This is a genomic window from Microbispora sp. ATCC PTA-5024 (genome assembly GCF_000511135.2).
Taxonomy (GTDB): Bacteria; Actinomycetota; Actinomycetes; order Streptosporangiales; family Streptosporangiaceae; genus Microbispora; species Microbispora corallina.
Genome location: NZ_KI866523.1, coordinates 1,321,274 through 1,341,689, shown reverse-complemented (window position 1 = coordinate 1,341,689; position 20,416 = coordinate 1,321,274). Strand labels below are relative to the sequence as shown.

20 protein-coding genes are annotated in these 20,416 nt (G+C 72.3%); 5 read left to right on the top strand and 15 right to left on the bottom strand.

Annotated elements, in window-relative coordinates:
- Nucleotides 1-25 precede the first annotated feature (25 nt).
- Genes MPTA5024_RS18715 through MPTA5024_RS18700 form a run of 4 tightly spaced genes read right to left on the bottom strand, consistent with a single transcriptional unit; the run spans nucleotide 26 to nucleotide 4,554 of the window.
- The gene (locus MPTA5024_RS18715; protein ID WP_036325302.1) at nucleotides 26-1,615 is read right to left on the bottom strand and encodes a uroporphyrinogen-III synthase; all 1,590 of its coding nucleotides are present in this window, start codon (nucleotides 1,613-1,615) and stop codon (nucleotides 26-28) included.
- Nucleotides 1,612-2,523: a hydroxymethylbilane synthase gene (hemC, locus tag MPTA5024_RS18710; protein WP_036325301.1), complete on the bottom strand. Its 912-nt coding sequence runs from the start codon at nucleotides 2,521-2,523 to the stop codon at nucleotides 1,612-1,614. Before hemC ends, MPTA5024_RS18715 begins: the two co-directional genes overlap by 4 nt.
- Nucleotides 2,520-3,830 (bottom strand): glutamyl-tRNA reductase, encoded by a 1,311-nt coding sequence (locus MPTA5024_RS18705; protein WP_036325300.1) that lies wholly within the window; start codon nucleotides 3,828-3,830, stop codon nucleotides 2,520-2,522. The genes hemC and MPTA5024_RS18705 overlap by 4 nt, the downstream gene beginning before the upstream one ends.
- A gap of 25 nt (nucleotides 3,831-3,855) precedes the next feature.
- A complete protein-coding gene (locus tag MPTA5024_RS18700; RefSeq protein WP_036325299.1) occupies nucleotides 3,856-4,554 on the bottom strand; it encodes a redox-sensing transcriptional repressor Rex in 699 nt (232 codons plus the stop codon).
- 181 nt (nucleotides 4,555-4,735) lie between these two features.
- Between MPTA5024_RS18700 and MPTA5024_RS18695 the strand changes: the two genes are divergently transcribed.
- A complete protein-coding gene (locus tag MPTA5024_RS18695) occupies nucleotides 4,736-4,984 on the top strand; it encodes a glutaredoxin family protein (protein WP_036325298.1) in 249 nt (82 codons plus the stop codon).
- Nucleotides 4,985-4,993: 9 nt separating this feature from the next.
- Here MPTA5024_RS18695 and MPTA5024_RS18690 read toward each other — a convergent pair whose 3' ends face one another.
- On the bottom strand, nucleotides 4,994-6,520 hold the full coding sequence (locus MPTA5024_RS18690) for a putative quinol monooxygenase (protein WP_157099543.1): 1,527 nt from the start codon (nucleotides 6,518-6,520) through the stop codon (nucleotides 4,994-4,996).
- 147 nt (nucleotides 6,521-6,667) lie between these two features.
- On the opposite strand from MPTA5024_RS18690, the gene MPTA5024_RS18685 reads away from it, so the two are divergent.
- The 3 genes from MPTA5024_RS18685 to MPTA5024_RS18675 all read left to right on the top strand — a co-directional run bounded on the left by MPTA5024_RS18685 (nucleotide 6,668) and on the right by MPTA5024_RS18675 (nucleotide 9,108).
- The gene (locus tag MPTA5024_RS18685) at nucleotides 6,668-7,369 is read left to right on the top strand and encodes a sigma-70 family RNA polymerase sigma factor (protein ID WP_232326525.1); all 702 of its coding nucleotides are present in this window, start codon (nucleotides 6,668-6,670) and stop codon (nucleotides 7,367-7,369) included.
- 102 nt (nucleotides 7,370-7,471) lie between these two features.
- A complete protein-coding gene (locus MPTA5024_RS18680) occupies nucleotides 7,472-8,173 on the top strand; it encodes a DUF5667 domain-containing protein (protein ID WP_036325296.1) in 702 nt (233 codons plus the stop codon).
- A gap of 65 nt (nucleotides 8,174-8,238) precedes the next feature.
- The gene (locus MPTA5024_RS18675) at nucleotides 8,239-9,108 is read left to right on the top strand and encodes an HAD family hydrolase (protein ID WP_036325295.1); all 870 of its coding nucleotides are present in this window, start codon (nucleotides 8,239-8,241) and stop codon (nucleotides 9,106-9,108) included.
- A 186-nt stretch (nucleotides 9,109-9,294) separates the two neighbouring features.
- On the opposite strand, the gene MPTA5024_RS18670 is transcribed toward MPTA5024_RS18675, so the two are convergent.
- The 10 genes from MPTA5024_RS18670 to proC all read right to left on the bottom strand — a co-directional run bounded on the left by MPTA5024_RS18670 (nucleotide 9,295) and on the right by proC (nucleotide 18,587).
- A complete protein-coding gene (locus MPTA5024_RS18670) occupies nucleotides 9,295-10,233 on the bottom strand; it encodes a lysophospholipid acyltransferase family protein (RefSeq protein ID WP_442922055.1) in 939 nt (312 codons plus the stop codon).
- Nucleotides 10,234-10,330: 97 nt separating this feature from the next.
- Complete coding sequence (locus tag MPTA5024_RS18665; protein ID WP_036326742.1) at nucleotides 10,331-11,362, bottom strand: NAD-dependent epimerase/dehydratase family protein; 1,032 nt, start codon at nucleotides 11,360-11,362, stop codon at nucleotides 10,331-10,333.
- A 71-nt stretch (nucleotides 11,363-11,433) separates the two neighbouring features.
- Entirely contained in the window at nucleotides 11,434-11,532 is a 99-nt protein-coding gene (locus MPTA5024_RS39780) for a 30S ribosomal protein bS22 (protein ID WP_018654693.1), read from the bottom strand.
- A 207-nt stretch (nucleotides 11,533-11,739) separates the two neighbouring features.
- Complete coding sequence (locus MPTA5024_RS18660; RefSeq protein WP_030456159.1) at nucleotides 11,740-11,943, bottom strand: helix-turn-helix domain-containing protein; 204 nt, start codon at nucleotides 11,941-11,943, stop codon at nucleotides 11,740-11,742.
- Nucleotides 11,944-12,254: 311 nt separating this feature from the next.
- Nucleotides 12,255-13,034: a phosphatase gene (locus MPTA5024_RS18655; protein ID WP_036325294.1), complete on the bottom strand. Its 780-nt coding sequence runs from the start codon at nucleotides 13,032-13,034 to the stop codon at nucleotides 12,255-12,257.
- Nucleotides 13,035-13,089: 55 nt separating this feature from the next.
- Nucleotides 13,090-14,253 carry an acetoin utilization protein AcuC gene (locus MPTA5024_RS18650; RefSeq protein ID WP_036325293.1) on the bottom strand — a complete coding sequence of 388 codons (1,164 nt, stop codon included), beginning with the start codon at nucleotides 14,251-14,253 and terminating at the stop codon, nucleotides 13,090-13,092.
- Nucleotides 14,254-14,355: 102 nt separating this feature from the next.
- On the bottom strand, nucleotides 14,356-15,540 hold the full coding sequence (locus tag MPTA5024_RS18645; RefSeq protein ID WP_036325292.1) for an ABC transporter permease: 1,185 nt from the start codon (nucleotides 15,538-15,540) through the stop codon (nucleotides 14,356-14,358).
- Nucleotides 15,537-16,247, bottom strand: a complete 711-nt coding sequence (locus MPTA5024_RS18640; RefSeq protein ID WP_036325291.1) for an ABC transporter ATP-binding protein — start codon at nucleotides 16,245-16,247, stop codon at nucleotides 15,537-15,539. Before MPTA5024_RS18640 ends, MPTA5024_RS18645 begins: the two co-directional genes overlap by 4 nt.
- The gene (locus MPTA5024_RS18635) at nucleotides 16,244-17,635 is read right to left on the bottom strand and encodes an efflux RND transporter periplasmic adaptor subunit (protein ID WP_036325290.1); all 1,392 of its coding nucleotides are present in this window, start codon (nucleotides 17,633-17,635) and stop codon (nucleotides 16,244-16,246) included. Before MPTA5024_RS18635 ends, MPTA5024_RS18640 begins: the two co-directional genes overlap by 4 nt.
- A gap of 157 nt (nucleotides 17,636-17,792) precedes the next feature.
- Nucleotides 17,793-18,587, bottom strand: coding sequence for a pyrroline-5-carboxylate reductase (gene proC / locus MPTA5024_RS18630; protein ID WP_036325289.1), 795 nt, complete (start codon nucleotides 18,585-18,587; stop codon nucleotides 17,793-17,795).
- Nucleotides 18,588-18,811: 224 nt separating this feature from the next.
- Between proC and MPTA5024_RS18625 the strand changes: the two genes are divergently transcribed.
- Nucleotides 18,812-20,383, top strand: coding sequence for an alpha/beta hydrolase (locus MPTA5024_RS18625; protein ID WP_051458331.1), 1,572 nt, complete (start codon nucleotides 18,812-18,814; stop codon nucleotides 20,381-20,383).
- Nucleotides 20,384-20,416 lie beyond the last annotated feature (33 nt).

Below are 20,416 nucleotides of genomic sequence, written 5' to 3'. Positions count from 1 at the left end.
CTCGGATCGTGCTGACGCGCTCCGGTCACTTCACCCGTCGGCGGGCGCCGCGGCGCGTCTGGGACGGCCTCCGGGGCACCTCCCCGGCCGAGATGGCGGCGTGGCGCGTCTTGGCACCATAGTCCGCCAGGGCGGCCGCGAGGGCGGAAGCCGACGGTTTGTCAGCCATCACGTCGACCCGCAGGCCGAACTCCTCGGCCGTCTTGGCCGTCTGCGGGCCGATGACCGCGATCACCGTCACGTTGTGCGGCTTGCCGGCGATGCCCACGAGGTTCCGCACGGTGGACGACGAGGTGAACAGCACCGCGTCGAACCCGCCGCCCTTGATCGCCTCGCGGATGGGCGCGGGCGGGGGCGCGGCCCGGACCGTGCGGTACGCCGTGACGTCGTCGCACTCCCACCCCAGCTGGACGAGGCCGGCGACCAGCGACTCGGTCGCGATGTCGGCCCGCGGCAGCAGCACGCGGTTGATCGGGTCCAGCATCGAGTCGTACGGCGGCCACTCGGCCAGCAGGCCCTCGGACGACTGCTCGCCCGTCGGCATGAGGTCGGGCTTCACCCCGAACTCCACCAGGGACCGGGCGGTCGCCTCACCGACGGCGGCGACCTTGAGGCCGGCGAACGCCCGCGCGTCCAGCCCGTACTCCTCGAACTTCTCCCGGACCGCCTTGACCGCGTTGGCGCTGGTGAAGGCCACCCACTCGTAGCGGCCGGTGACCAGGCCCTTGATGGCGCGGTCCATCTGCTGCGGCGTGCGCGGCGGCTCGACGGAGATGGTCGGCACCTCCTCGGGCACCGCGCCGTACGAGCGGAGCTGCTCCGACAGGCCCTTGGACTGCTCCTTCGTCCGCGGCACGAGGACCCGCCAGCCGAACAGCGGCTTGGTCTCGAACCACGACAGCCGGTCGCGCAGGCCGACGGCCTCCCCGACCACGATCAGGGCGGGCTCGGTCATGCCGGCGTGCTTCAGGTCGGGACCGAGGCGGCCCAGCGTGGAGACCACGGTGTACTGCTCGGTCGTCGTGCCGTCGCTGGTCACGGCCACCGGCGTGGTGTCCGGCTTGCCGCCCGCGATCAGCGCCTTGCTGATCGGCACGGCCTCCGTCACGCCGTTGTAGATGACGAGCGTCCCCTGGCAGCCGGCGTGGACGGACCAGTCGTCCACCTGGGCCGCGTCGACGATGCGGAACTCCGGCACCGACACCGCCGGCGGGATGCCCGCGTACGTGAGGACGGCCGTCGCGGGCGGCACGCCCGGGACGATCTCGAAGTCGACGTCGGCCTTCGAACAGGCCGCGACCTCGTCGGTGACCGAGGAGAAGAACGAGGGGTCGCCCGGGCACAGCCGCACAACCGTGCGCCCCGCCTTGGCCTCCTGGATCGTCCGCAGCGACACCGAGTTCTCCGCGGCGTCGGCGGAGATGTCGACGATCTCCACGTCCTCGCGGCAGTGGCGCGCCAGCGCGCCGTACGCCTTGAGGTCCATGACCACGACGTCGGCCCTGCTCAGCAGATCGGCACCGCGCAACGTGAGCAGGTTCTCGTCGCCGGGGCCGGCGCCGACGAAGGCGACGAACCCGGATCGGGCCTGTGTGCTGTCATTCGCGGGGCTCAATGGGCCTGCTCCCCCATCAACGTGCCGGCCCCTTCGGCGATCATGGCGGCCGCCAGCTCACGGCCCAGATCCATGGCCGCCGGAAGAGGTCCGGAGGCGGACTTGCGCACCGACCGGACGCCGTCGATCGCGACGACGGCTGCGGTCAGACTGAGAATGTGCCCGTCACCGGACGCGAACGCACCTACCGGCGCCGCGCAACCGGCCTCGAGGGCGGCGAGCACCGAGCGCTCCGCGGTCACGGCGGCCCGGGTGGCCGGGTCGTCGATCACGCTCAGCAGCTCGATGAGATCGTCGCGGACGGCCAGGCACTCGACGGCGAGCGACCCCTGCCCAGGGGCGGGGAGCATCTCGTCCACCTCGAACACCTGGGAGATCTCCGCTTCACGGCGGATCCGCCCCAGCCCGGCGGCGGCCAGTACGACCCCGTCGAGCTCCCCCGAGGCGATCTTGCCGATGCGGGTGTCCGCGTTTCCCCTGATGGGGACGTACTCGAGATCCTGACGGAGCGCGCGGAGCTGGGCCACCCTGCGGGGTGATCCCGTCCCGATCCGCGCTCCCGCCGGAAGGTCGGACAGCTTGCCGGAGCCGACCAGGGCGTCACGGGGGTCATCGCGCGGCGGCGTGGCGGCCACGACGACCCGCTCGTCCTGCTTCGTCGGCAGGTCCTTGAGCGAGTGGACCGCGAAGTCGATCTCGCCGGCGATCAGCCGGGCCCGCAGCTCGTTGACGAACACACCGGTCCCGCCAAGCTGGGTGAGGTGGGCCCGGGAGACGTCGCCGAGCGTGGTCACGCCGACGAGCACGACCTCCCGCCCGGTCAGGGCCGTCAGCCGGTCGGCGACCATCTGCGACTGCGTGGTCGCCATGAGGCTCTTGCGGGTGCCGAGCCGCAGGGCCGCGGTCATCCCTCCACCTCCAGCCGGGACACGGCGTCGGGCGCCTTCGGATCGAGTCCGAACAGTTCGCGCAGCGCCTCGGCGTACTGGTCGCCGCCGGGCGCCGCCGCCAGGCGCTTCACCCGCACGGTCGGCTCGTGCAGCAGCTTGTCGACGACCCGCCGGACGGTCTGGGTGATCTCGTCGCGCATCCGGCCGTCCAGCTCGGGGAGGCGCGACATGAGCCGGCCCATCTCGGCCTCGACCACGCCGGCGGCCTTGCTGCGCAGCGCGATCACGGTCGGCGTGACCAGGGCGGCCCGCTCGGCCTCCAGGTAGGCCGTGACCTCCTCGGCGACGATCCGCCTGACCTGCTCGATCGCCTCGGCGCGGCCGCCGTCCTCGACGTCGGCGCCCAGCCCGGCCTGCTGCATCGACTCCAGGTCGACCAGCGTGACGCCCGGCAGGACGCGGACGGACGGCTCGATGTCGTGGGGCAGCGCGAGGTCGAGGAGGAACAGCGGCGCCTCGCGGTCGCGGGTGGCCGCCTCGACCATCTCGGGGGTGATCGTGCGGACGCCGGCGCCGACGCAGGACACGACGAGGTCGGCCCCCGCGAGCTCCGCCGGGACCTCGCTCAGCTCGACGGCCCGGCCGCCGACCGACTCGGCCAGCCGTACGGCCCGCTCGTGGGTGCGGTTGGCGATCACGATGTCGGTGACGCCGGCGCGGGCCAGCGTGGCCGCCGACAGCGAGCTCATCGACCCGGCCCCGACGACCAGGGCCCGCCGGCCGGCGACCGGCCCGAGCACCCGCTCGGCCAGGGTGAGGCCCACCCCGACCAGTGAGGCGCCGGCCCGGTCGATGCCGGTGTCGGCGTGCGCCCGCTTGCCCGCCCGCAGGGCGTGCTGGGTGAGCTCGTTGAGGGCCGTGCCTGCCGTGCCCTCGTTCTGGGCGAGCCGCAGCGCGGCCCGGATCTGGCCGAGGATCTGACCCTCGCCGACCACCATCGAGTCGAGGCCGCAGGCCACCGTGAACAGGTGCTGGACGGCCCGGTCCTGGTAGTGCACGTACAGGTGGCGGGCCAGCTGCTCCTGCGGCAGGCCGGAGTGCGCGCTGAGCAGGCCGATCACCGCGGTGACGCCGCCGTGGAAGCGGTCGACGTCCGCGTAGATCTCGACCCGGTTGCACGTGGAGATCACGAGCGACTCGGCCACGTTCTCGTCCTGCTGGACGTCGTGCAGCAGCTTGACGAGCGCGTCGCCGCTGACCGTGACGCGTTCGAGCAGCGCGACCGGTGTGGTCCGGTGACTGAGGCCGACGACGAGGATGCTCATGAGCGCGCTCCGGTGGACAGCTCACTCACATGACCACCCCGTCCGGCCACTCCTCGGCCATGATGGGCCCTCCGTTAGCCTTGCGCTGCTCGTGGAACGCAAGTATCTGCAGTTCGATGGATAAATCGACTTTACGTACATCCACGCCGTCCGGCACAGCCAGGACGACGGGGGCGAAGTTCAAAATACTCGTGACGCCGGACGCGATGACCCGGTCGCAGACCTGCTGGGCGGCCGTCGCCGGTGTGGCGATGACCACGATCGAGACCCCGCGCTTCTTGATCACGGCCTCCAGCTCGTCGGTGTGCTCCACGACGAGACCGGCGATGCGGTCGCCCACCACGCGCGGATCGGCGTCGAGCAGCCCCGCGATCCGGAACCCCCTGGACACGAACCCGCCGTAGTTGGCGAGCGCACGCCCGAGGTTACCGACGCCCACGATGGCCACGGCCCAGTCCTGAGTGAGACCAAGCTCACGTGAGATCTGGTAGATCAAATACTGCACGTCGTAGCCGACGCCCCTCGTCCCGTACGACCCGAGGTGCGACAGGTCCTTGCGGAGCTTGGCCGAGTTGACCCCGGCCGCCAGCGCCAGATCCTCGGAGCTGACGGTGGGCGTGCCCCGCTCCGCGAGCCCGTTGAGGGCGCGCAAGTAGAGCGGCAGCCTCGCGACGGTCGCGTCGGGAATGCCGCGGTCGCGTGCCTGCGGGATACGGCGGATCACTGGCCGGTGCTCCAGGGGGACGGGCGGCCGGTGCCCCCCCGGCCGCACGAGCGGATGCGACGGATGTACAACAGGTTAGTGCCTTTGTGAACCCACGCACAAAGTCGGGCGTACGTCCACTGTCCCAGGATCGGGGCTCAGTCGCGAATCCGGCCCGCCTCCGGGGGAATAATGTGACGTCATGAGTCCTCGCGATCACCGTGTCACGCTGCTCGGAAAGCCCGGCTGCCACCTGTGCGACGACGCCAGGGCCGTGGTCACGCGGGTGGCCGCCGAGCTCGGCGTCCCATGGGAGGAGCGCGACATCACCGCCTCAGCCGAGGACATGGCCGAGTACGGCGAGATGATCCCCGTGGTCCTCGTGGACGGCGTCCAGCACGACTACTGGCGCGTGAACGAGACCCGCCTCCGGGCCGCGCTCACGGCCTGATCGCCACCCCTAGAGAAGGGCCGTGGGGAGCGGGACGACCTTGGCGGCGTTGACTGTGAGCTCGATGACGTTGGCGGCCAGGACGAAGGGCACACGCTCGGTGGCGAAGCGCTCCATGTGGGGCTGGCGCTGGTGCTCGGCGAAGCCGACCTCGTCGCGGTAGAGCTCGTACACGATCCGCTGGAGCGGGGCGGACTTCACGCCGTGGCAGACGAAGATCAGTGTGTCGGGCTCGCTGCGCTGGACGGCCTCGACCGTCTCCTCGGCCAGCTTGTCGAACGCGTCGCCCGATCCGTCGAGCAACGTGAAGACCGTGAGCAGGCCGTAGATGGAGGGGGACGGCTTGACCGAGCCGCCGGCCGGCCGGGGCTTGGCGGCCGACCTGCTGAAGCCCACCCCGAAGCTGGCGGCCAGGTCGGCCGGAGGCGGCGCCTCGGCCCCGGGGTAGACCGCGCCCGTGGCCGGCATCCCCCGTTCCTGGTCGGGACGCGCTGCCGGCATGCCGTACTCGGCCGGGCGGCCCTGGCCGAAGGGGTCGGCCGGGAGGAGCTGTCCGGTGGCGGGCCCGCCGAAGTCGTCGGCCTGCGGGATGCGGGCCTGGTAGCCGTCCGCCGGGTTGGCGCGGGCGGCGAACGAGCGGTCGCCGGGCTGCATGCGGGCCGCGTAGTCGACCTCGCCCTGCTCGCCGGCCCGGTACTCCGCCACCAGGTCGCCCAGCCCCGAGCGGCGGGGCGACCCGGCGGACGACCCGGCCGGCATCGGGGAGGCGGCCGTCGCCCCGCCGTCGCCGCCGTCCGCGCCGCGGCGGCCCCGGCCCTGGCGCGCCCGCCAGTCGTCGTCCTCCTCCCCGTCCTCGTCGTCCTCGTCGTCGTACGGCGCGAGGGGCCGGGCGACGGCGTACCAGACGCCCCCGGCCGCCACGCCCATCAGCGCGACCACCACGAAGCCGGGGAGCGTGAGCTCGAGCGACGCGGACAGCGCCATGCCCGCCGGGGCGAGCACCACGGTCGCGTTCATGTTGTCGACGTCGAAGTCGTCGCCGTCGCGCCAGCTGAGCAGCGCGATGGCCAGCGCCACCAGGAGAAGGAAGATCACCAGGATGTGCACGCCGCGCAGCAGCCACTCGGGCCAGATGTCCCAATGGGGCGGGCCGGCGGGAAGGTCCTTGGTGAATCCGCCGACGATCGGGTCGAGCAGCATGATCACCGCACCGACGATCGTGAGGGCGATCCCCAGCAGCCACGACGTGAACCGCGCGGTGGCCTTCTCCGCGAGTAACTGCAGCACGCCGACGGTGAGCCAGAGGGGCGCGAGCAGCGAGCCGGTGATCTGGAAGGCCCGGAAGGTCACGCCTCCGAACCCGGCCAGATGCCCGACGGCGACCGCGGCCAGCGACAGGGCCAGCGCGCCCGTCGCGATGCTCCACGCGATCAGCCAGCCGGCGGCCTCGTCACGGAGGCGGCCGATGAGCACGCCGGTGGTGATGCCGGCGAGCACCGCGCCGGCGAACGCGAGGATGGCGACAAGGACGTCCATGGTGGACCCCATGCTGCCGGACATTGCCATCGCACGGGTAGCCGGTGCCCCCTGACCTGCCCTTCGCGTGACGTTCGCGGGCCACATCCGTGCGAGTCCCGTTACAGCACGTTATTACTGTGCTCAGACGGATTGTGTTATCTCCCGTTGATTTCTAGAGTGTTCGAGCACGCCGACTCCCCTTCCCCCATGGGATACCGGATGCCGAACACGTGGCCGTTGGCCGGACTGTCCCCTCCAGCCGCCGAGGCAGCGCGGACCGTTCGTTCCGCCGAGCCCGCCGCGCGCGAGCGCGAACACGACGACGAGATGCGGACGCTGGTGCTGCGCGCGAAGACGGGCGACAGCGAGGCGTTCGGCATGCTCTACGACCACTACGTCGACCTCGTCTACCGCTACGTCTACTTCCGGGTGGGCGGGCACGTGCTGGCCGAGGACCTGACGAGCGAGACCTTCCTGCGCGCCCTGCGCGGGATCACCGACTTCACCTGGCAGGGCCGCGACTTCGGCGCCTGGCTGGTGACCATCGCGCGCAACCTCGTGACCGACCACTTCAAGTCCGGCCGCAACCGCCTGGAGGTGACGACCGCCGAGGTGCTCGACACGCCGCTCGACGGGCCGCACATCCCGGAGAACGCGGTCGTGACCAACATGGTCAACGAGCACGTCATGCAGGCGATCAAGCAACTGGGCGCCGAGCAGCAGGAGTGCGTGATCCTGCGGTTCCTGCACGGCATGTCGCTGGCCGAGACCGCGATGATCATGGGCAAGAAGAGCGGAGCGATCAAGGCGCTCCAGTTCCGGGCGATCAAGGCCCTCGCCCGGGCCCTGCCGAAGGATCTGGGCTGACTCCTGCCGTAACCATTTCCGGCGTGCCGTCGTTGGGCATGTGGCAGGGGTGGATCTTCACAGATCTCCGGTTCACCAAGCGGGGGATGGCGGGAGCGGTTCATGGGCTGGTGGCGACCCTCACGCTGGTGGCGCGGCGGGTGGGCGACGCGCACCGGCGCACGGGTGGTGGCGCGCCTCGCCGGGCTCCGCTCGCTGCTCGGCCCAGGTCCCCGTCCCGAGTTCCGCGCCGGCCTGCGCGAGGAGCTGCTGCGCACGCACGCCGCCGAGCGGGCCGCCGCCGCGGCCGCCGCTCCCCCGACTCCCGCGGCCCACGCCCCCCGTCGCCGGCGGCCGTCCCTGCTCGTGCGGACGCGGCCCGCGCTGGTGTTCGCCGCGCTGCTGGTCACGATGTTCGGCCTCGGCGTGCGCACGCACCACGCGCTGCCGGGCGACGTGCTCTACCCGCTCAAGCGGGCCGCCGAGTCGACCGTGCTGTCCCTGGCGTACGACGACGAGGAGCGGGCCCAGCGGGAGATGGACGCGGCGCGCCAGCGGGCCGAGGAGACCGCGTCGCTGCTGACGGCCGGCAGCCCCGGCCGGCACGACCTGATCACCCAGACGCTCGACGACATGGAGAGCACCACCCGGGCGGCGCTGAGCCGGGTCGAGCGCAGGGGCGAGGCCTCCGGCGAGGCCCGTCGGTTCGCCCGCGAGCAGCACACGACGGTGGAGCCGCTGCTCCCCAAGCTCGACAGGGAAAATCGCGACAAGGCCAATCAATACCTGAGTTACATCGATACGATGACGGCTTCCGGACGTTGACACGACATGCCCCGCTCACGCCTGCTCCCTTCTGCGGCAAGGGCCGGCCGTTAAGCTGATGACCCATGAGGCGGCTATTGCGACGGCGGGTCGCGGCGGAGATCGCCGGTGAGGTGGCGGCCGCCGCGGCCGTCTCGGCGCCCGCGGTGGTGCCCGACCTGACCGCGGCGGCGTTCTTCGACGTCGACAACACGATGATGCGGGGCGCCTCGATCTACCACTTCGCCCGCGGCCTCGCCGCGCGCGGTCTGTTCACCACGCAGGACCTGATGAAGTTCGCCCTCGGGCAGGCGTGGTTCCGGGTCAGGGGCAGCGAGAACCCCGAGCACATCGCGAGGGCCAAGGAGATGGCCCTCGCGTTCGTCGCCGGACTCAAGGTCGACGAGGTCGTCCGGCTCGGCGAGGAGATCTACGACGAGGTGATGGCCGACCGCGTGTGGGCCGGCACCCGCGCCCTCGCCCAGGCCCACCTCGACGCCGGGCAGCGCGTGTGGCTCGTCACCGCCACCCCCGTCGAGCTCGCCCGGGTGATCGCCCAGCGGCTCGGCCTCACCGGGGCGCTCGGCACGGTCGCCGAGACCGCCGACGGCGCCTACACCGGACGCCTGGTCGGCGACCTCCTCCACGGTCCGGCCAAGGCCGAGGCCGTCCGGGCCCTGGCCCGGCGGGAGGGGCTCGACCTGTCCCGCTGCTCGGCCTACAGCGACTCGGCCAACGACCTGCCGATGCTCTCCCTCGTCGGCCACCCGTACGCCGTGAACCCCGACAGCGAGCTGCGCGAGTTCGCCCGGGAGCGCGAGTGGGAGGTCCGCGACTTCCGCACCGGCCGCAAGGCCACCCTGATCGGCCTGCCGATCGCCGCGACCGCGGGCGCGGTGGCGGGCGGCATCGCCGCGGGCATCGCGCTGCGCCGCCACTACCGCTCGGTCCTCTGACCACCACTCCCGGGGCCGTACGGGTCCGGGCGCGGCCCGATTACGGCCGCGGGTGAAACAGGCCCCCGGGTGAAACAGGCGTACGCCGATCGGCCATGGTCGCTCTCCTCGGGGGACGTGGTGAGCACACCGTACCGACCAGTAGGTCGCTTTGTTGGACACCGCGGCCAATAGGTCACGGTCCCGTCACACCACGGGGAAGGCCGGGCCGCGGCGCAGGCGCAGGGCGTCGAGCTGTCCCTGGATCGTCTCCCGCACATGGTCGGTCAGATCGAAGACGAGCATGGGGTCGTCGGCGTCGTCCGGGCCGTACTCGTCGGTGCGGATCGGCTCCCCGAACGAGATCATCCACTTCGACGGCAGCGGGACCAGCCCCAACGGGCCGAGCCAGGGGAAGAACGGGGTGATCGGCAGGTACGGCAGGCCGAGCAGCCGGGCGAGCGAAGGGAAGTCGCCGATCTTGGGGTAGATCTCCTCGGCCCCCACGATGGCGCAGGGGATGATCGGCACACCGGCGTGGATGGCGGAGGCCACGAAGCCGCCGCGGCCGAACCGCTGCAGGCGGTACCGCTCGGAGAACGGCTTGCCGATGCCCTTGAAGCCCTCGGGGAAGACCCCGACCAGCTCGCCCTTGCGCAGCAGCCGGTCGGCGTCCTCCCGGCAGGCGAGCGTGTGCCCGGACTTGCGGGCCAGGTGCCCGAGCACGGGAAGCTGGTAGACCAGGTGGGCCCCGAGCAGGCGGAGCGGGCGGTGCGCCTCGTCGTGCAGCGCGACCTGCAGCATCAACGCGTCCATCGGGAGCGTGCCGGAGTGGTTGGCCACCACGAGGGCGCCCGAGTCGGCCGGGACGTTCTCCAGCCCGACGGCCTCCACCCGGAACCAGTGCCGGTAGAGCGGCCGCAGCAGTTCCAGCAGCACCGTGTCGTTCAGGTCGGGGTCGAAGCCGAACTCGTCGATCTCGTACTCCCCGGCGAGCCTGCGCCGGAGGAAGGCGAGCATCTCGGCCAGCCGGTCGTCCGCGTTCCGGTCGCCCGGCGGCCCGTCCTCCCGCCCGGTGGCCGTGCGCAGGGGGATGATCCGGGCGCCGTCCTCGGACGGCCCGCCCGGGGCCGTCGTCGCGCTCACGGTGTGCTCACGTCCTCACCATCGCTTCCGCCCGCGGGCCGCCTCCCGGGCCGGGAAGCGCCCGCGGGCACCTGAGGTCCCCGGAGGTCCCGGGGCGTCATCGCCTGCGCAGCAGGCCGCCGAGCACGCCGAGCACGTCGGCCGGCGTCGGCGGCAGGGCCGGCGACGCCCCGCGCGACGCCAGGAAGTCGTCGAACGCGGCCGCGGTCGTGTACTTCGGCCGCCACCCCAGCTCCGCCGCGATCCGGCCGGTGTCCACCGCCCGGCCGTGGCTCATCAGGGCGATCTGCTCCGGGGAGAAGTCCACCAGCCCGGCGCCGCGCGCGAGCCCGCCGAGGAGCCCGAACGCCGGGGACGGCAATGGCACGACCGGCCGGCCGGCGCGCCGCGCGCACTGCGACAGCAGCAGCACGCCGTCTCCGGCCACGTTGAACACGCCCTGGTGGTCCTCCCCGGCGAGCCGGTGGAGCACCTCGACCGCGTCGTCCTCGTGGACGAACTGCAGCCGCGGGTCGAAGCCCAGCACCGTGGGCAGCACGGGCTGGGAGAAGTACCGCGTCAGCGGCGAGTCGACCCCCGGGCCCATGAAGTTGGCGAACCGCAGGACGGTCGTGCTGACGTCCGGACGCCGCCGGGCGAAGCCGCGGACGTACCCCTCGATCTCGAACGCGTCCTTCTCGTAGCCGGACCGCGCGCCGTCGACGGGCTCGGTGTCCTCGGTGAACACGGCCGGGGCGTGCGGCGAGGAGCCGTACACGGCCGTGGTCGAGCGGATCACCACCCGGCGCACCGTGTCCGACCGCTGACACGCCGCCAGCAGCTGCATGGCGCCGATGACGTTGTGCTCCTTCATGGCCGTGCGGCTGTGTGAAGGGCCGCTGACCAGGCTGAGGTGCACCACGGTGTCGATGTCCGCCGCCCTGATGACCCGGGCGACGTCGGGACTTCGCAGATCGACCCGGACGAACTCCGTACGGCCGAGCAGCGCGCCGTCGTCCAGGGTCGCGGACGGCGGCGGCGCCGTGTCCACTCCGATGACCCGGTGGATCTCCGGATCCGCCGCAAGGGCGCTCGCCACACGGGCGCCGATGTGACGGGAGACCCCGGTGACGAGAACGGTACGAGCCATCGTCGCCTCGCTGGGGGTGCGCGAGGGCACGGTCGCCCGGTCCCTCGGGACCGGTGCGCGCGCCGTCTCGACTACTTCTTGTTACGCCGCTGGATGCGGGTCTTCTTCAGCAGCTTGCGGTGCTTCTTCTTGGCCATGCGCTTGCGGCGCTTCTTGATCACAGAGCCCACGGGACCCCCAGGTGACGGTGATGGATGTCTTACCGGCGCGCACGCGCACACCGGCTCAACAGCCTACCGGCGATCCACGGTAGATCGCTCCTCCCGGGGGACCCCGCGTGGCAGCGAGTCGGCCATGCGCCCGTCACGGCATGGCCCTGCGCCCTCTGCCTCGCCTCCGGCGAGGCGGGCTTCCTCCGCCGCGGCTCTGGATACGCGTCACCCTGCTTCGATGAACGCGTCTCTCAGGTAGTCGTGTACCGCCTGCTCGGGCACTCTGAAGGAACGGCCGACCCGGATGGCCGGTAACTCGCCCGAGTGCACGAGCCGGTACACCGTCATCTTGGACACCCGCATGACGGTCGCCACCTCGGCCACCGTCAAGAACTTCACCTCGCTGAGAGGTCTTTCGCCTGCACCCATCGGACGCCTCTTCCGCACGTGTTTCCGGGTTATCCCCACTGGTGCCATCGCTCACGCACGTGTACTGCCGTCAGCGTAAGTCCGGACTCCGTGTAGGCAAACCCCCCATTTCATCAGTCTCCGGAGCCATGTGCTGTCAAAATCGAGAAAATCGCTGGCAGCAGCCGGGCCGTGCCCCTCGCCTCAACCTTGGAACGGACCAACATCTCTCACATAAGAGTCGCCCAGGATCACAAAAAAGTTGGCAAACGGTGGACACATGGGTGGAAAAGTGGGCGCGAAACGCCCGATTTGGGAGGTCCGGATCCTGTTCAGAGGCTCCGGGCGGCACGGTCCAGAAGGTAGGCGGTCAGCGGCCCGTACAGGCGCGGCGGCACGTTGTCGTCGAGCGGGACGGTCACGGCGATCTTGCCCTCGGCCTCGCCGACGAACAGCGCCGGGTCGTTGCTGTCGGCGAAGCCGACCGTCTCGACTCCCGCCTCGCCCGCCGCCCCGGCCCAGCCGTGGTCGGCGATCACGAAGTCGGGCCGCTCCTCGGCCAGCATCGCCCGCATCGGGTGCGGGTCGTGCGTGTGGACGAAGCTGCCCCGGTCCTCCACCATGGCGACGCCGTCCAGGTAGCGGATGCGCCTGCGGCGGCCGAGCCCCCCGCCCATGTACGTCCACCCCTCGGCCGGGGTCACCAGGACCGCGCCGTTGGCGGCGGCGAACCGCGCGAGCGCGAGGTGGACCGTGAGCAGGCCGGTGGGGTGCCCGGTGGCCACGGCGACCCTGGGCGCGCCACGGCGCAGCACCTTCGCGATCCGGTCGGCCATCTCCTCGGCCGCGTCGATCGTCCGGTCCGGGTCGATCACGTCCTGGCCCTCGCGGTGCGCCGGATCGGCGACCACCCCCGCCTTTTCGGACATCAACTCCAGGATCTGACGGAACGACCACTCGCCCTCGAAGCTGAGCCCGAACATGTAGTGCGGGTCGCGCAGCGCGAGCGACCGGTAGTGGTCGAGGTTGTTCTCGCGGCTGGTGGCGACGTCGCCGGCGATGGCGGTCCTGACGAGGTGCTCGCGGAGTTCGGCGCGGGTGGGAGGGGTCACGTCAGGTTCAGCGCTCCTCGTCTCGGCGTGATTCCGCCGCCTCAGGCGACGAGGCTCACGGCATCGGGTCCAGGCCGTGGAAGGGGAACACGGCGTTCCTCGTCGCGATCACAGCCCTGTCCACGGCGTCGGCTGGATCGTACCCTTCCGAAATGTCACGCCATTGAGGGTCCCGCCCGTCGGTCATGGTGAGCGGGGGGACGTCACGCGTCCGCCCCTCGACCAGGGCCCGCCAGCTCGCCGGGGTGGGCGTGGCCGGGTCCACCGGCCGTCCGAGGGCCTCGGCGATCAGGTGGGTCCACGCCCTCGGCACGACCCGGACCAGCTCGTAGCCCCCGCCGCCGACGGCGATCCACCGGCCGCCGGCCGTCTCGTGGGCCAGCCGGTGCAGCGCCGCGTACGCCGTCCGCTGGCCGTCCAGGCTCAGCATGAGGTGGGCGAGCGGGTCGAGGGCGTGGCTGTCGCATCCCTGCTGGGTGACGAGCACCTCCGGCGCGAAGTGCCGCAGCAGCGGCGGCACGACGGCGTGGAAGGCCCGCAGCCAGCCGGTGTCGCCGCAGCCCGCCGGCAGGGCCACGTTGACCGCCGTGCCCTCGGCGCCCGTCTCATGGGGGAAGCCGGTGCCGGGGAAGAGGGTCCGCGGGCTCTCGTGCAGGCTGATCGTGAGCACCCGGGGGTCGTCCAGGAACATGGCCTGCACCCCGTCGCCGTGGTGGACGTCCACGTCCACGTACGCCACCCGGGACGCGCCCTGGGACAGCAGCCAGGCGATGGCGACCGCGGGGTCGTTGTAGACGCAGAAGCCGCTCGCGGCGGCCGGCATCGCGTGGTGCAGCCCTCCGGCGACGTTGACGGCGTGCTCGGCCTCGCCCGACCAGACGGCCCGGGCGGCGGCCAGCGTCGCGCCGGCGACCAGCGCCGAGGCCTCGTGGACGCCCGCGAACGCCGGGTTGTCCTCGGTGCCGAGCCCGTGCCGCAGGTCCGGCCGGCCGGTCCGGGAGACCTCCTTCACCGACGCGATGTAGTCCCGGCTGTGGACGAGGGCCAGCTCGTCGTCGGTGGCGGGCGCGCATCCGATCACGTCGGCCCCGTCGAGCACGCCGAGGTCGCGGGCGAGCTCCATGGTCAGCTCGACGCGCACGGGCGCCAGCGGGTGGCCGGGGCCGAAGTCGTACGAAACCAGCCTGTCGTCCCAGACGACCCGCACCGCCTGACTCATGACCGCGACGGTACAGCACCGCCCGCGGCCGCCGTTCATCCGCCCGACACGCCGCGGAAACACCGCCTCCCGCCTGCGGGGACGGCGTTCGGACGTGGACGGTCACTCGGCGCGCAGGGCCACAACGGGGTCCAGACGGCCGGCGCGGCGGGCCGGGGCGACGCCGAAGAACACCCCGACGCCGGCCGACACCCCGAACGCGAGCGCGACCGACCACCAGGTGATCGCGGCCGGCACCGGAGACAGCGCCTGGATGAGCAGCGCGCCCCCGACGCCGAGCAGGATGCCGACCAGGCCGCCGATCGTGGTCAGCAGCACGGCCTCGATGAGGAACTGCCCGAGGATGTCGCGCTGCCGGGCGCCGAGGGCCTTGCGCAGGCCGATCTCCTTGGTCCGCTCCCGGACGCTGACGAGCATGATGTTGGACACCCCGACCCCGCCCACCAGCAGCGAGATGCCCGCGATCGCCGCGAGCACGCCGGTCAGCATGGTGAGGACGGTCCCGATCGTGCCGAGCAGCTGCGTCTGCGTCACGGCGGAGAACTTCTCATCCGGATAGCGGGCGTCCAGCGCCGCCACGACGCGGCGCTGCAGCGGCTCGATCTCGTCCGGGCCGGACGCGCCGATGGCGATGCCGTTGATCCTCGGCAGCCCGATGAGCCGCTGGGCCGTGGTGACCGGGACGTGCACCTCCTGGTCGCGGGCCACCCCGAAGGTGGACCCCACGGTCTCGTACACGCCGATCACCCGGAAGCGCACGCCCGCGATCGTCACCTGCCGCCCGACGGGGTCGACGTCGCCGAACAGCTTGGCCGCCACCTCGGCGCCGAGGATCGCCACCCTCCTGCGGGTGTCGACGTCGGTGGCGCTGAGGTAGCGGCCGCGGCGCAGCGGGCGGTCGAAGATGTTCGGCAGGTTCTGGTCCGTCCCGGTCAGCGTGGCGAACACCTCGGTCCGGCCCGCGCGCACCGGCTCCCCGGAGTTCACGGCCACCGTGACCTTCGCGGGGTCGCCGACGACCCGGCGGACGTACGCGACGTCCGACAGGTCGAGGCGGCTCTGCGTGGGGGCCGCGCCCAGCCCGACCTGACCGGGGACCACGAGGATGATATTGCTGCCCAGCCCCGCGATCTCCTTTTCCACCGCGTTCTTCGCCCCGGTGCCGATGGCCACGAGGATCACCACGGCGAGGACGCCGATCACCACGCCCAGCATGGTGAGCGTGCTGCGCAGCCGGTTGACCCGGAGGGCCTCCAGCGCCATCCGCAGGGCCTCGGCCGTCCTCATCGGCCCGCACCGCCGCTGTCGGCCTCCACCAGGCCGTCGCGCACGTGGATCCGCCGGCGGGCCCGGGCCGCCACCTCCGCCTCGTGGGTGACCAGGACGACGGCCACCCCGCTGTCCGCGTTGAGCCGTTCCAGCAGGCCCATCACCTCCTCGCCGTTCCGGGTGTCGAGGTTGCCGGTGGGCTCGTCGGCGAGCACCACCTTCGGGTCGCCCACCAGGGCCCGCGCGATCGCGACCCGCTGCTGCTCGCCGCCCGACATCTGGGACGGCCGGTGACCCAGCCGGTGGCCGAGCCCGACCGCCCGCAGCGCCGCCGTCGCCCTGGCCCGCCGCTCCGCCTTCGGGACGCCCCGGTAGACGAGCGGGAGCGCCACGTTGTCCAGCGCAGGCGTGCGCGCCAGCAGGTGGAACGACTGGAAGACGAAGCCGATCGTCCGGTTGCGGAGCTCGGCCAGCCGGGTGTCGTCGAGCGTCGCGACATCCACGCCGCCAACCCGGAGCACGCCGGACGTCGGCCGGTCGAGACAGCCGAGCAGGTGCATGAGCGTCGACTTCCCCGACCCCGAGGGGCCGACGATCGCCACGAACTCTCCCTGGCCGATCCTCAGGTCGACCCCCCGGAGGGCCTCCACGGAGACGCCGTCGAGCTGGTAGGAGCGCCGCAGGTCCACCGCCTCGAACGCGGCGGCCGGCTCGGGGGCGGTCACGTCAGGGACTGCCCGGGCCGGACCGTGTCGGCGCCCTTCACGACCACCCGCTCGCCCGGCGACAGCCCGTTCAGGATCTCGACGACCGCGTCGCCCTGGGCGCCGAGCTTGACCACCCGCCGCTCGGCCCTGCCATCCCTGACGGCCCAGACGATCGTCTCCCTGCCGCTGGTCACGATCGCCGAGGCCGGAACGGCGGTCGCGTCGGGCGACTCGCGCACGGCGAGGTGGACCACGGCGCTCATGCCGGGTTTGGGGGCCGGGGCCGGGCCGCCGTCGTCGTAGGCGCCCGTCCCGAGCCGCAGGCGCACCGGGTAGCTGACCCCGCCCGTCGCGCCCTCCTTGGGCGTCACGCCGACACCGGTCACCGTGGCCGTGTACGTCCCGCCGGTCACCGCGTCGAGCTCGACCGTCGCCCGCGTCCCGCGCCTGACCAGCAGGACGTCGGTCTCGTCCACGTCGGCCGACAGCGAGAGCGCGGAGACGTCGGTGACGGTGGCGACCGGGTCCCCCGCCGTGACCGGGACGCCGGTCGCGATCACCCCGGCCGACCGGCCGCTGGGCGCGGCCACGGCCGACGCGGCCTGCTCGCCGGCTCCGGCGGGCAGCTGGCCGATCAGCGCGCTCAGCCCGGCCGCTCCGCCGGTCGAGGACGACGCGCCGCCGAGCGTGACCACGCCCCCGAACGGCGCCTTGATCGTGAGGGCGTCCACCGTTCGCTGCGCCGCCCGTACGGCGGTCCTGGTCTGCGCCCGCGACGCGGCCTGGAGCGACGTCATGGAGGCGGTCAGTCCGCTGAGCCCGGCCCCCACCTGACCGGTCACCTGGGCGAGCACCTGGTCGATCGAGCGGCTCAGGCCGTCCACGACCTGGCTCAGCGCCCGCTGCTGGGCGCGCTGCTGGGCCTCGGCCGCGTCGATCGCGGACAGCAGCCGGGCCCTGGTCGCCTTGTCCCCGATCGAGCGCGCCGCCTTCCTCGCCTGGGCGAAGCAGCGGGCCACCCGGGCGTCGAGCGCGCCCGGCAGGCGCAGCCGCGGCAGGCTGACCGACGCGGCCACCGGGACGGCGGAGACGGGCCGGGACGCCTGTCTGTCGGCCTTCCTCGCCGCCGCGAGCTGCTCCTTCGCCTGCGGGGAGCCGATCCTGGCCAGGATCTGGCCCTTCTTCACGGTGTCGCCGTCCTGGACGTACAACTTCACGATCGTCCCGGACGCGGGGGCGGTCAGCGTCGCCGTGGCCCGCGCGGCGACCGTGGCCGGCGCCTCGACGACCTCGCTGACGGCGGTGCGGGTGACGGTTCCGAGCTGCGTCTTGGGCGGCTCCGAGGAGGTGCAGCCGGCGGCCAGCAGGACGATGACAAGCGGGAGGATCCCGCGACGTAACGCCACCCGGCAATCGTAAAGCCGGGGTAAACCGGTCCCTGGCGCGGCACGGCCGGCGCGCGTCGTGCGAGGTCAGCCGGCCTCGTGCCGGAGGCCGGCGGCTTCGAGCCGGGACCGGCGGGCGGCTTCGAGCCGGGACCGGCGGGCGGGGTGGAGCCGAGGGTCAGCCGGAGGCGAGCTGGCGGCTGCGGTCGCGGGCCGCCTCGATGGCGTCGAGGAACGCGGCGCGGACCCGGTGGCGCTCCAGCTCCGCGATGGCGGAGATCGTGGTCCCGCCGGGGGAGGTCACGGCCTCGCGGAGGATCACCGGGTGCTCACCGGAGTCGCGCAGCATGGTCGCGGCTCCCACGATCGACTGGACGACCATGTCGAGGGCGGCGGCGCGCGGCATGCCCAGCAGGATCCCGGCGTCGACCATGGCCTCGACCAGATAGAAGAAGTACGCCGGGCCGCTGCCGGACAGCGCGGTCGCCGCGTCCTGCTGGGACTCCGGGATGCGCAGGACCTTGCCGACCGGGCTGAGCAACTCCTCGGTGCGCTTGAGGTGCTCCTCGCCCGCGTGGGCGCCGGCCGAGATCACGCTCATGGCCTCGTCGACGAGCACCGGCGTGTTCGACATGACGCGGACGACGGGCACCTGCTCCCCGAGCCGCGCCTCGACGAAGGCGGTCGTGATGCCGGCCGCGACCGAGATGACCAGCCGTCCGCCGGGGACGTGCGGGGCGATCTCGGCGAGCAGCGTGTGCATGTCCTGCGGCTTGACCGCGAGGATCAGGGTGTCGGCCTCCTCGGCCGCCTCGGCGTTGCCGGCCACCCGCACGCCGTACCGCTCGCGCAGCGCCTCGGCCCGCTCGGGGCGCCGTGCGGTGGCGATGACCTCGGACGGCCCGAGCCCGGCGCGCAGCAGCCCGGACATCAGGGCCTCGCCCATCTTGCCGGTCCCGAGTATCGCGATCATGGCTGCACCTCACCGACGTGGCCTCCGGGGATCTTCCTCGCAGCTTACCGAGGGCGCGCCCGTGCGCGGGAACGCGGACTTCACACGATCACCGAACTGAATGTTGCGGTTTCACAACCAACCGAGGACATCCGTCGCCTTATACCGGCTTTATACGGAGGATCTACCGGATGGTGCCATAAGCCGGTTCCAACGGAGGAACCGCCGGCGTCGAAGGGGTTTACGTGAAGAGAATCCTCACAGCGCTGGCCACCGCCGGCCTGGGGCTCACCGGACTGCTGGTCGCGGGACCCGCGACCGCCAGTGCCCAGCATGCCCCCGACTACACTCCTCCCGCTCCTCAGTGGTCCCAGTGCGAGGGGCTTCCCGCCGGAATCGAGTGCGCGATGGTCGAGGTCCCCCTCGACTACGGCAACCCCCGGGGTCAGAAGATCAAGATCGCGGTCTCCCGCAAGAAGGCGACCGACACCGCGAACTACCAGGGCGCCGTGCTGTTCAACCCCGGCGGACCGGGCGGCAGCGGCCTCGCCTACCCGGCCGTCATGACCACGCGGCTGGGCGCCGCCCTCGCGGCGAAGTACGACCTGATCGGATTCGACCCCCGCGGCGTCGGCTCCAGCGAGCCCGCGCTCCGCTGCGACGTCCACTTCTTCGACCCGGTGCGGCCCGACTACGTGCCGTCCAACCTCGCGGAGGAGCTGGCCTGGGTCAAGCGGTCGAAGGGCTACGCCGAGGCGTGCGGCAAGACGTACGGCAGCCTGCTCGACCACATGACGACGGTCGACGCGGCCACGGACATGGACCAGATCCGCAAGGCCCTGGGCCAGAGCCAGATCAGCTACGTCGGGTACTCCTACGGCACCTACCTGGGCGCCACCTACGCCACCCTGTTCCCGACCAAGGTCCGCCGCCTGGTCCTGGACAGCATCGTCAACCCCGAGCGGGTGTGGTACGACGCCAACATCGACCAGAACCACGCCTTCGAGGCCCGGGCCACGGACTTCTTCGCCTGGATCGCCAAATACGACGCGACGTACCACCTCGGCACCACCGGCGCCGATGTCGAGAAGGCGTACTACGCGGCCCGCGCCAAGCTGAAGGCCGCGCCGGCCGAGGGCCGGGTCGGGCCGGACGAGTTCGACGACACCTACCTGGCGGGCGGCTACCTCAAGAGCCGCTGGCCGCTGCTGGCCGACGCGCTGTCGAAGTACGTCACCGCCTCCGAGACCGCGCCCCTGCTCGCGGCGTACGCCACGTACGGCGACAGCAGCGGCGACGACAACTCCTTCGCCGTCTACTCGGCCGTCGAGTGCTCGGACGCCAAGTGGCCGCGCAACTGGGCCACCTGGCACCGCGACTGGTGGCAGTCGTATCGGACCGCCCCCTTCCTGACGTGGGGCAACGCCTGGTTCAACGCCCAGTGCGCCTACTGGCCCGTACGGGCGGCCCGCGAGCAGCGCATCGACGGCCGGCAGGTCAAGAACGCCCTGTTCTTCCAGGACACCAAGGACGCCGCCACTCCATACCAGGGCGGCGTCGAGATGCACAAGCGGTTCCCGAACTCCCGGCTGGTCGTCATGGACGGCGGCGGCAACCACGGCCTGACCGGCCGGGGCAACGCGTGCATCGACGACATCTGGAAGGCGTACCTGTCCGACGGCACGCTGCCGGCGAGCATGCCGGGGCCGGACGTGCACTGCGCGCCGTTCGCCGACCCGGTCCCGCCGGCCTCCGCGACGACGCTGATGAAGTCGTCGGCCGCGCAGGACGACGACTGGGTGCCCGGCGAGCGCTGACGCCCCCGCTCGTGCGAAAGAGCCCCCGGTCCG

What these genes read in the sequence shown, in the direction of transcription:
- hemC (WP_036325301.1), bottom strand. Translation starts at nt 2,523, where the DNA reads ATGACCGCGGCCCTGCGGCTCGGCACCCGCAAGAGCCTCATGGCGACC.
- MPTA5024_RS18705 (WP_036325300.1), bottom strand. Translation starts at nt 3,830, where the DNA reads ATGAGCATCCTCGTCGTCGGCCTCAGTCACCGGACCACACCGGTCGCG.
- MPTA5024_RS18695 (WP_036325298.1), top strand. Translation starts at nt 4,736, where the DNA reads ATGAGTCCTCGCGATCACCGTGTCACGCTGCTCGGAAAGCCCGGCTGC.
- MPTA5024_RS18690 (WP_157099543.1), bottom strand. Translation starts at nt 6,520, where the DNA reads ATGGACGTCCTTGTCGCCATCCTCGCGTTCGCCGGCGCGGTGCTCGCC.
- MPTA5024_RS18680 (WP_036325296.1), top strand. Translation starts at nt 7,472, where the DNA reads ATGGGCTGGTGGCGACCCTCACGCTGGTGGCGCGGCGGGTGGGCGACG.
- MPTA5024_RS18675 (WP_036325295.1), top strand. Translation starts at nt 8,239, where the DNA reads ATGAGGCGGCTATTGCGACGGCGGGTCGCGGCGGAGATCGCCGGTGAG.
- MPTA5024_RS18665 (WP_036326742.1), bottom strand. Translation starts at nt 11,362, where the DNA reads ATGGCTCGTACCGTTCTCGTCACCGGGGTCTCCCGTCACATCGGCGCC.
- MPTA5024_RS18660 (WP_030456159.1), bottom strand. Translation starts at nt 11,943, where the DNA reads ATGGGTGCAGGCGAAAGACCTCTCAGCGAGGTGAAGTTCTTGACGGTG.
- MPTA5024_RS18650 (WP_036325293.1), bottom strand. Translation starts at nt 14,253, where the DNA reads ATGAGTCAGGCGGTGCGGGTCGTCTGGGACGACAGGCTGGTTTCGTAC.
- MPTA5024_RS18645 (WP_036325292.1), bottom strand. Translation starts at nt 15,540, where the DNA reads ATGAGGACGGCCGAGGCCCTGCGGATGGCGCTGGAGGCCCTCCGGGTC.
- proC (WP_036325289.1), bottom strand. Translation starts at nt 18,587, where the DNA reads ATGATCGCGATACTCGGGACCGGCAAGATGGGCGAGGCCCTGATGTCC.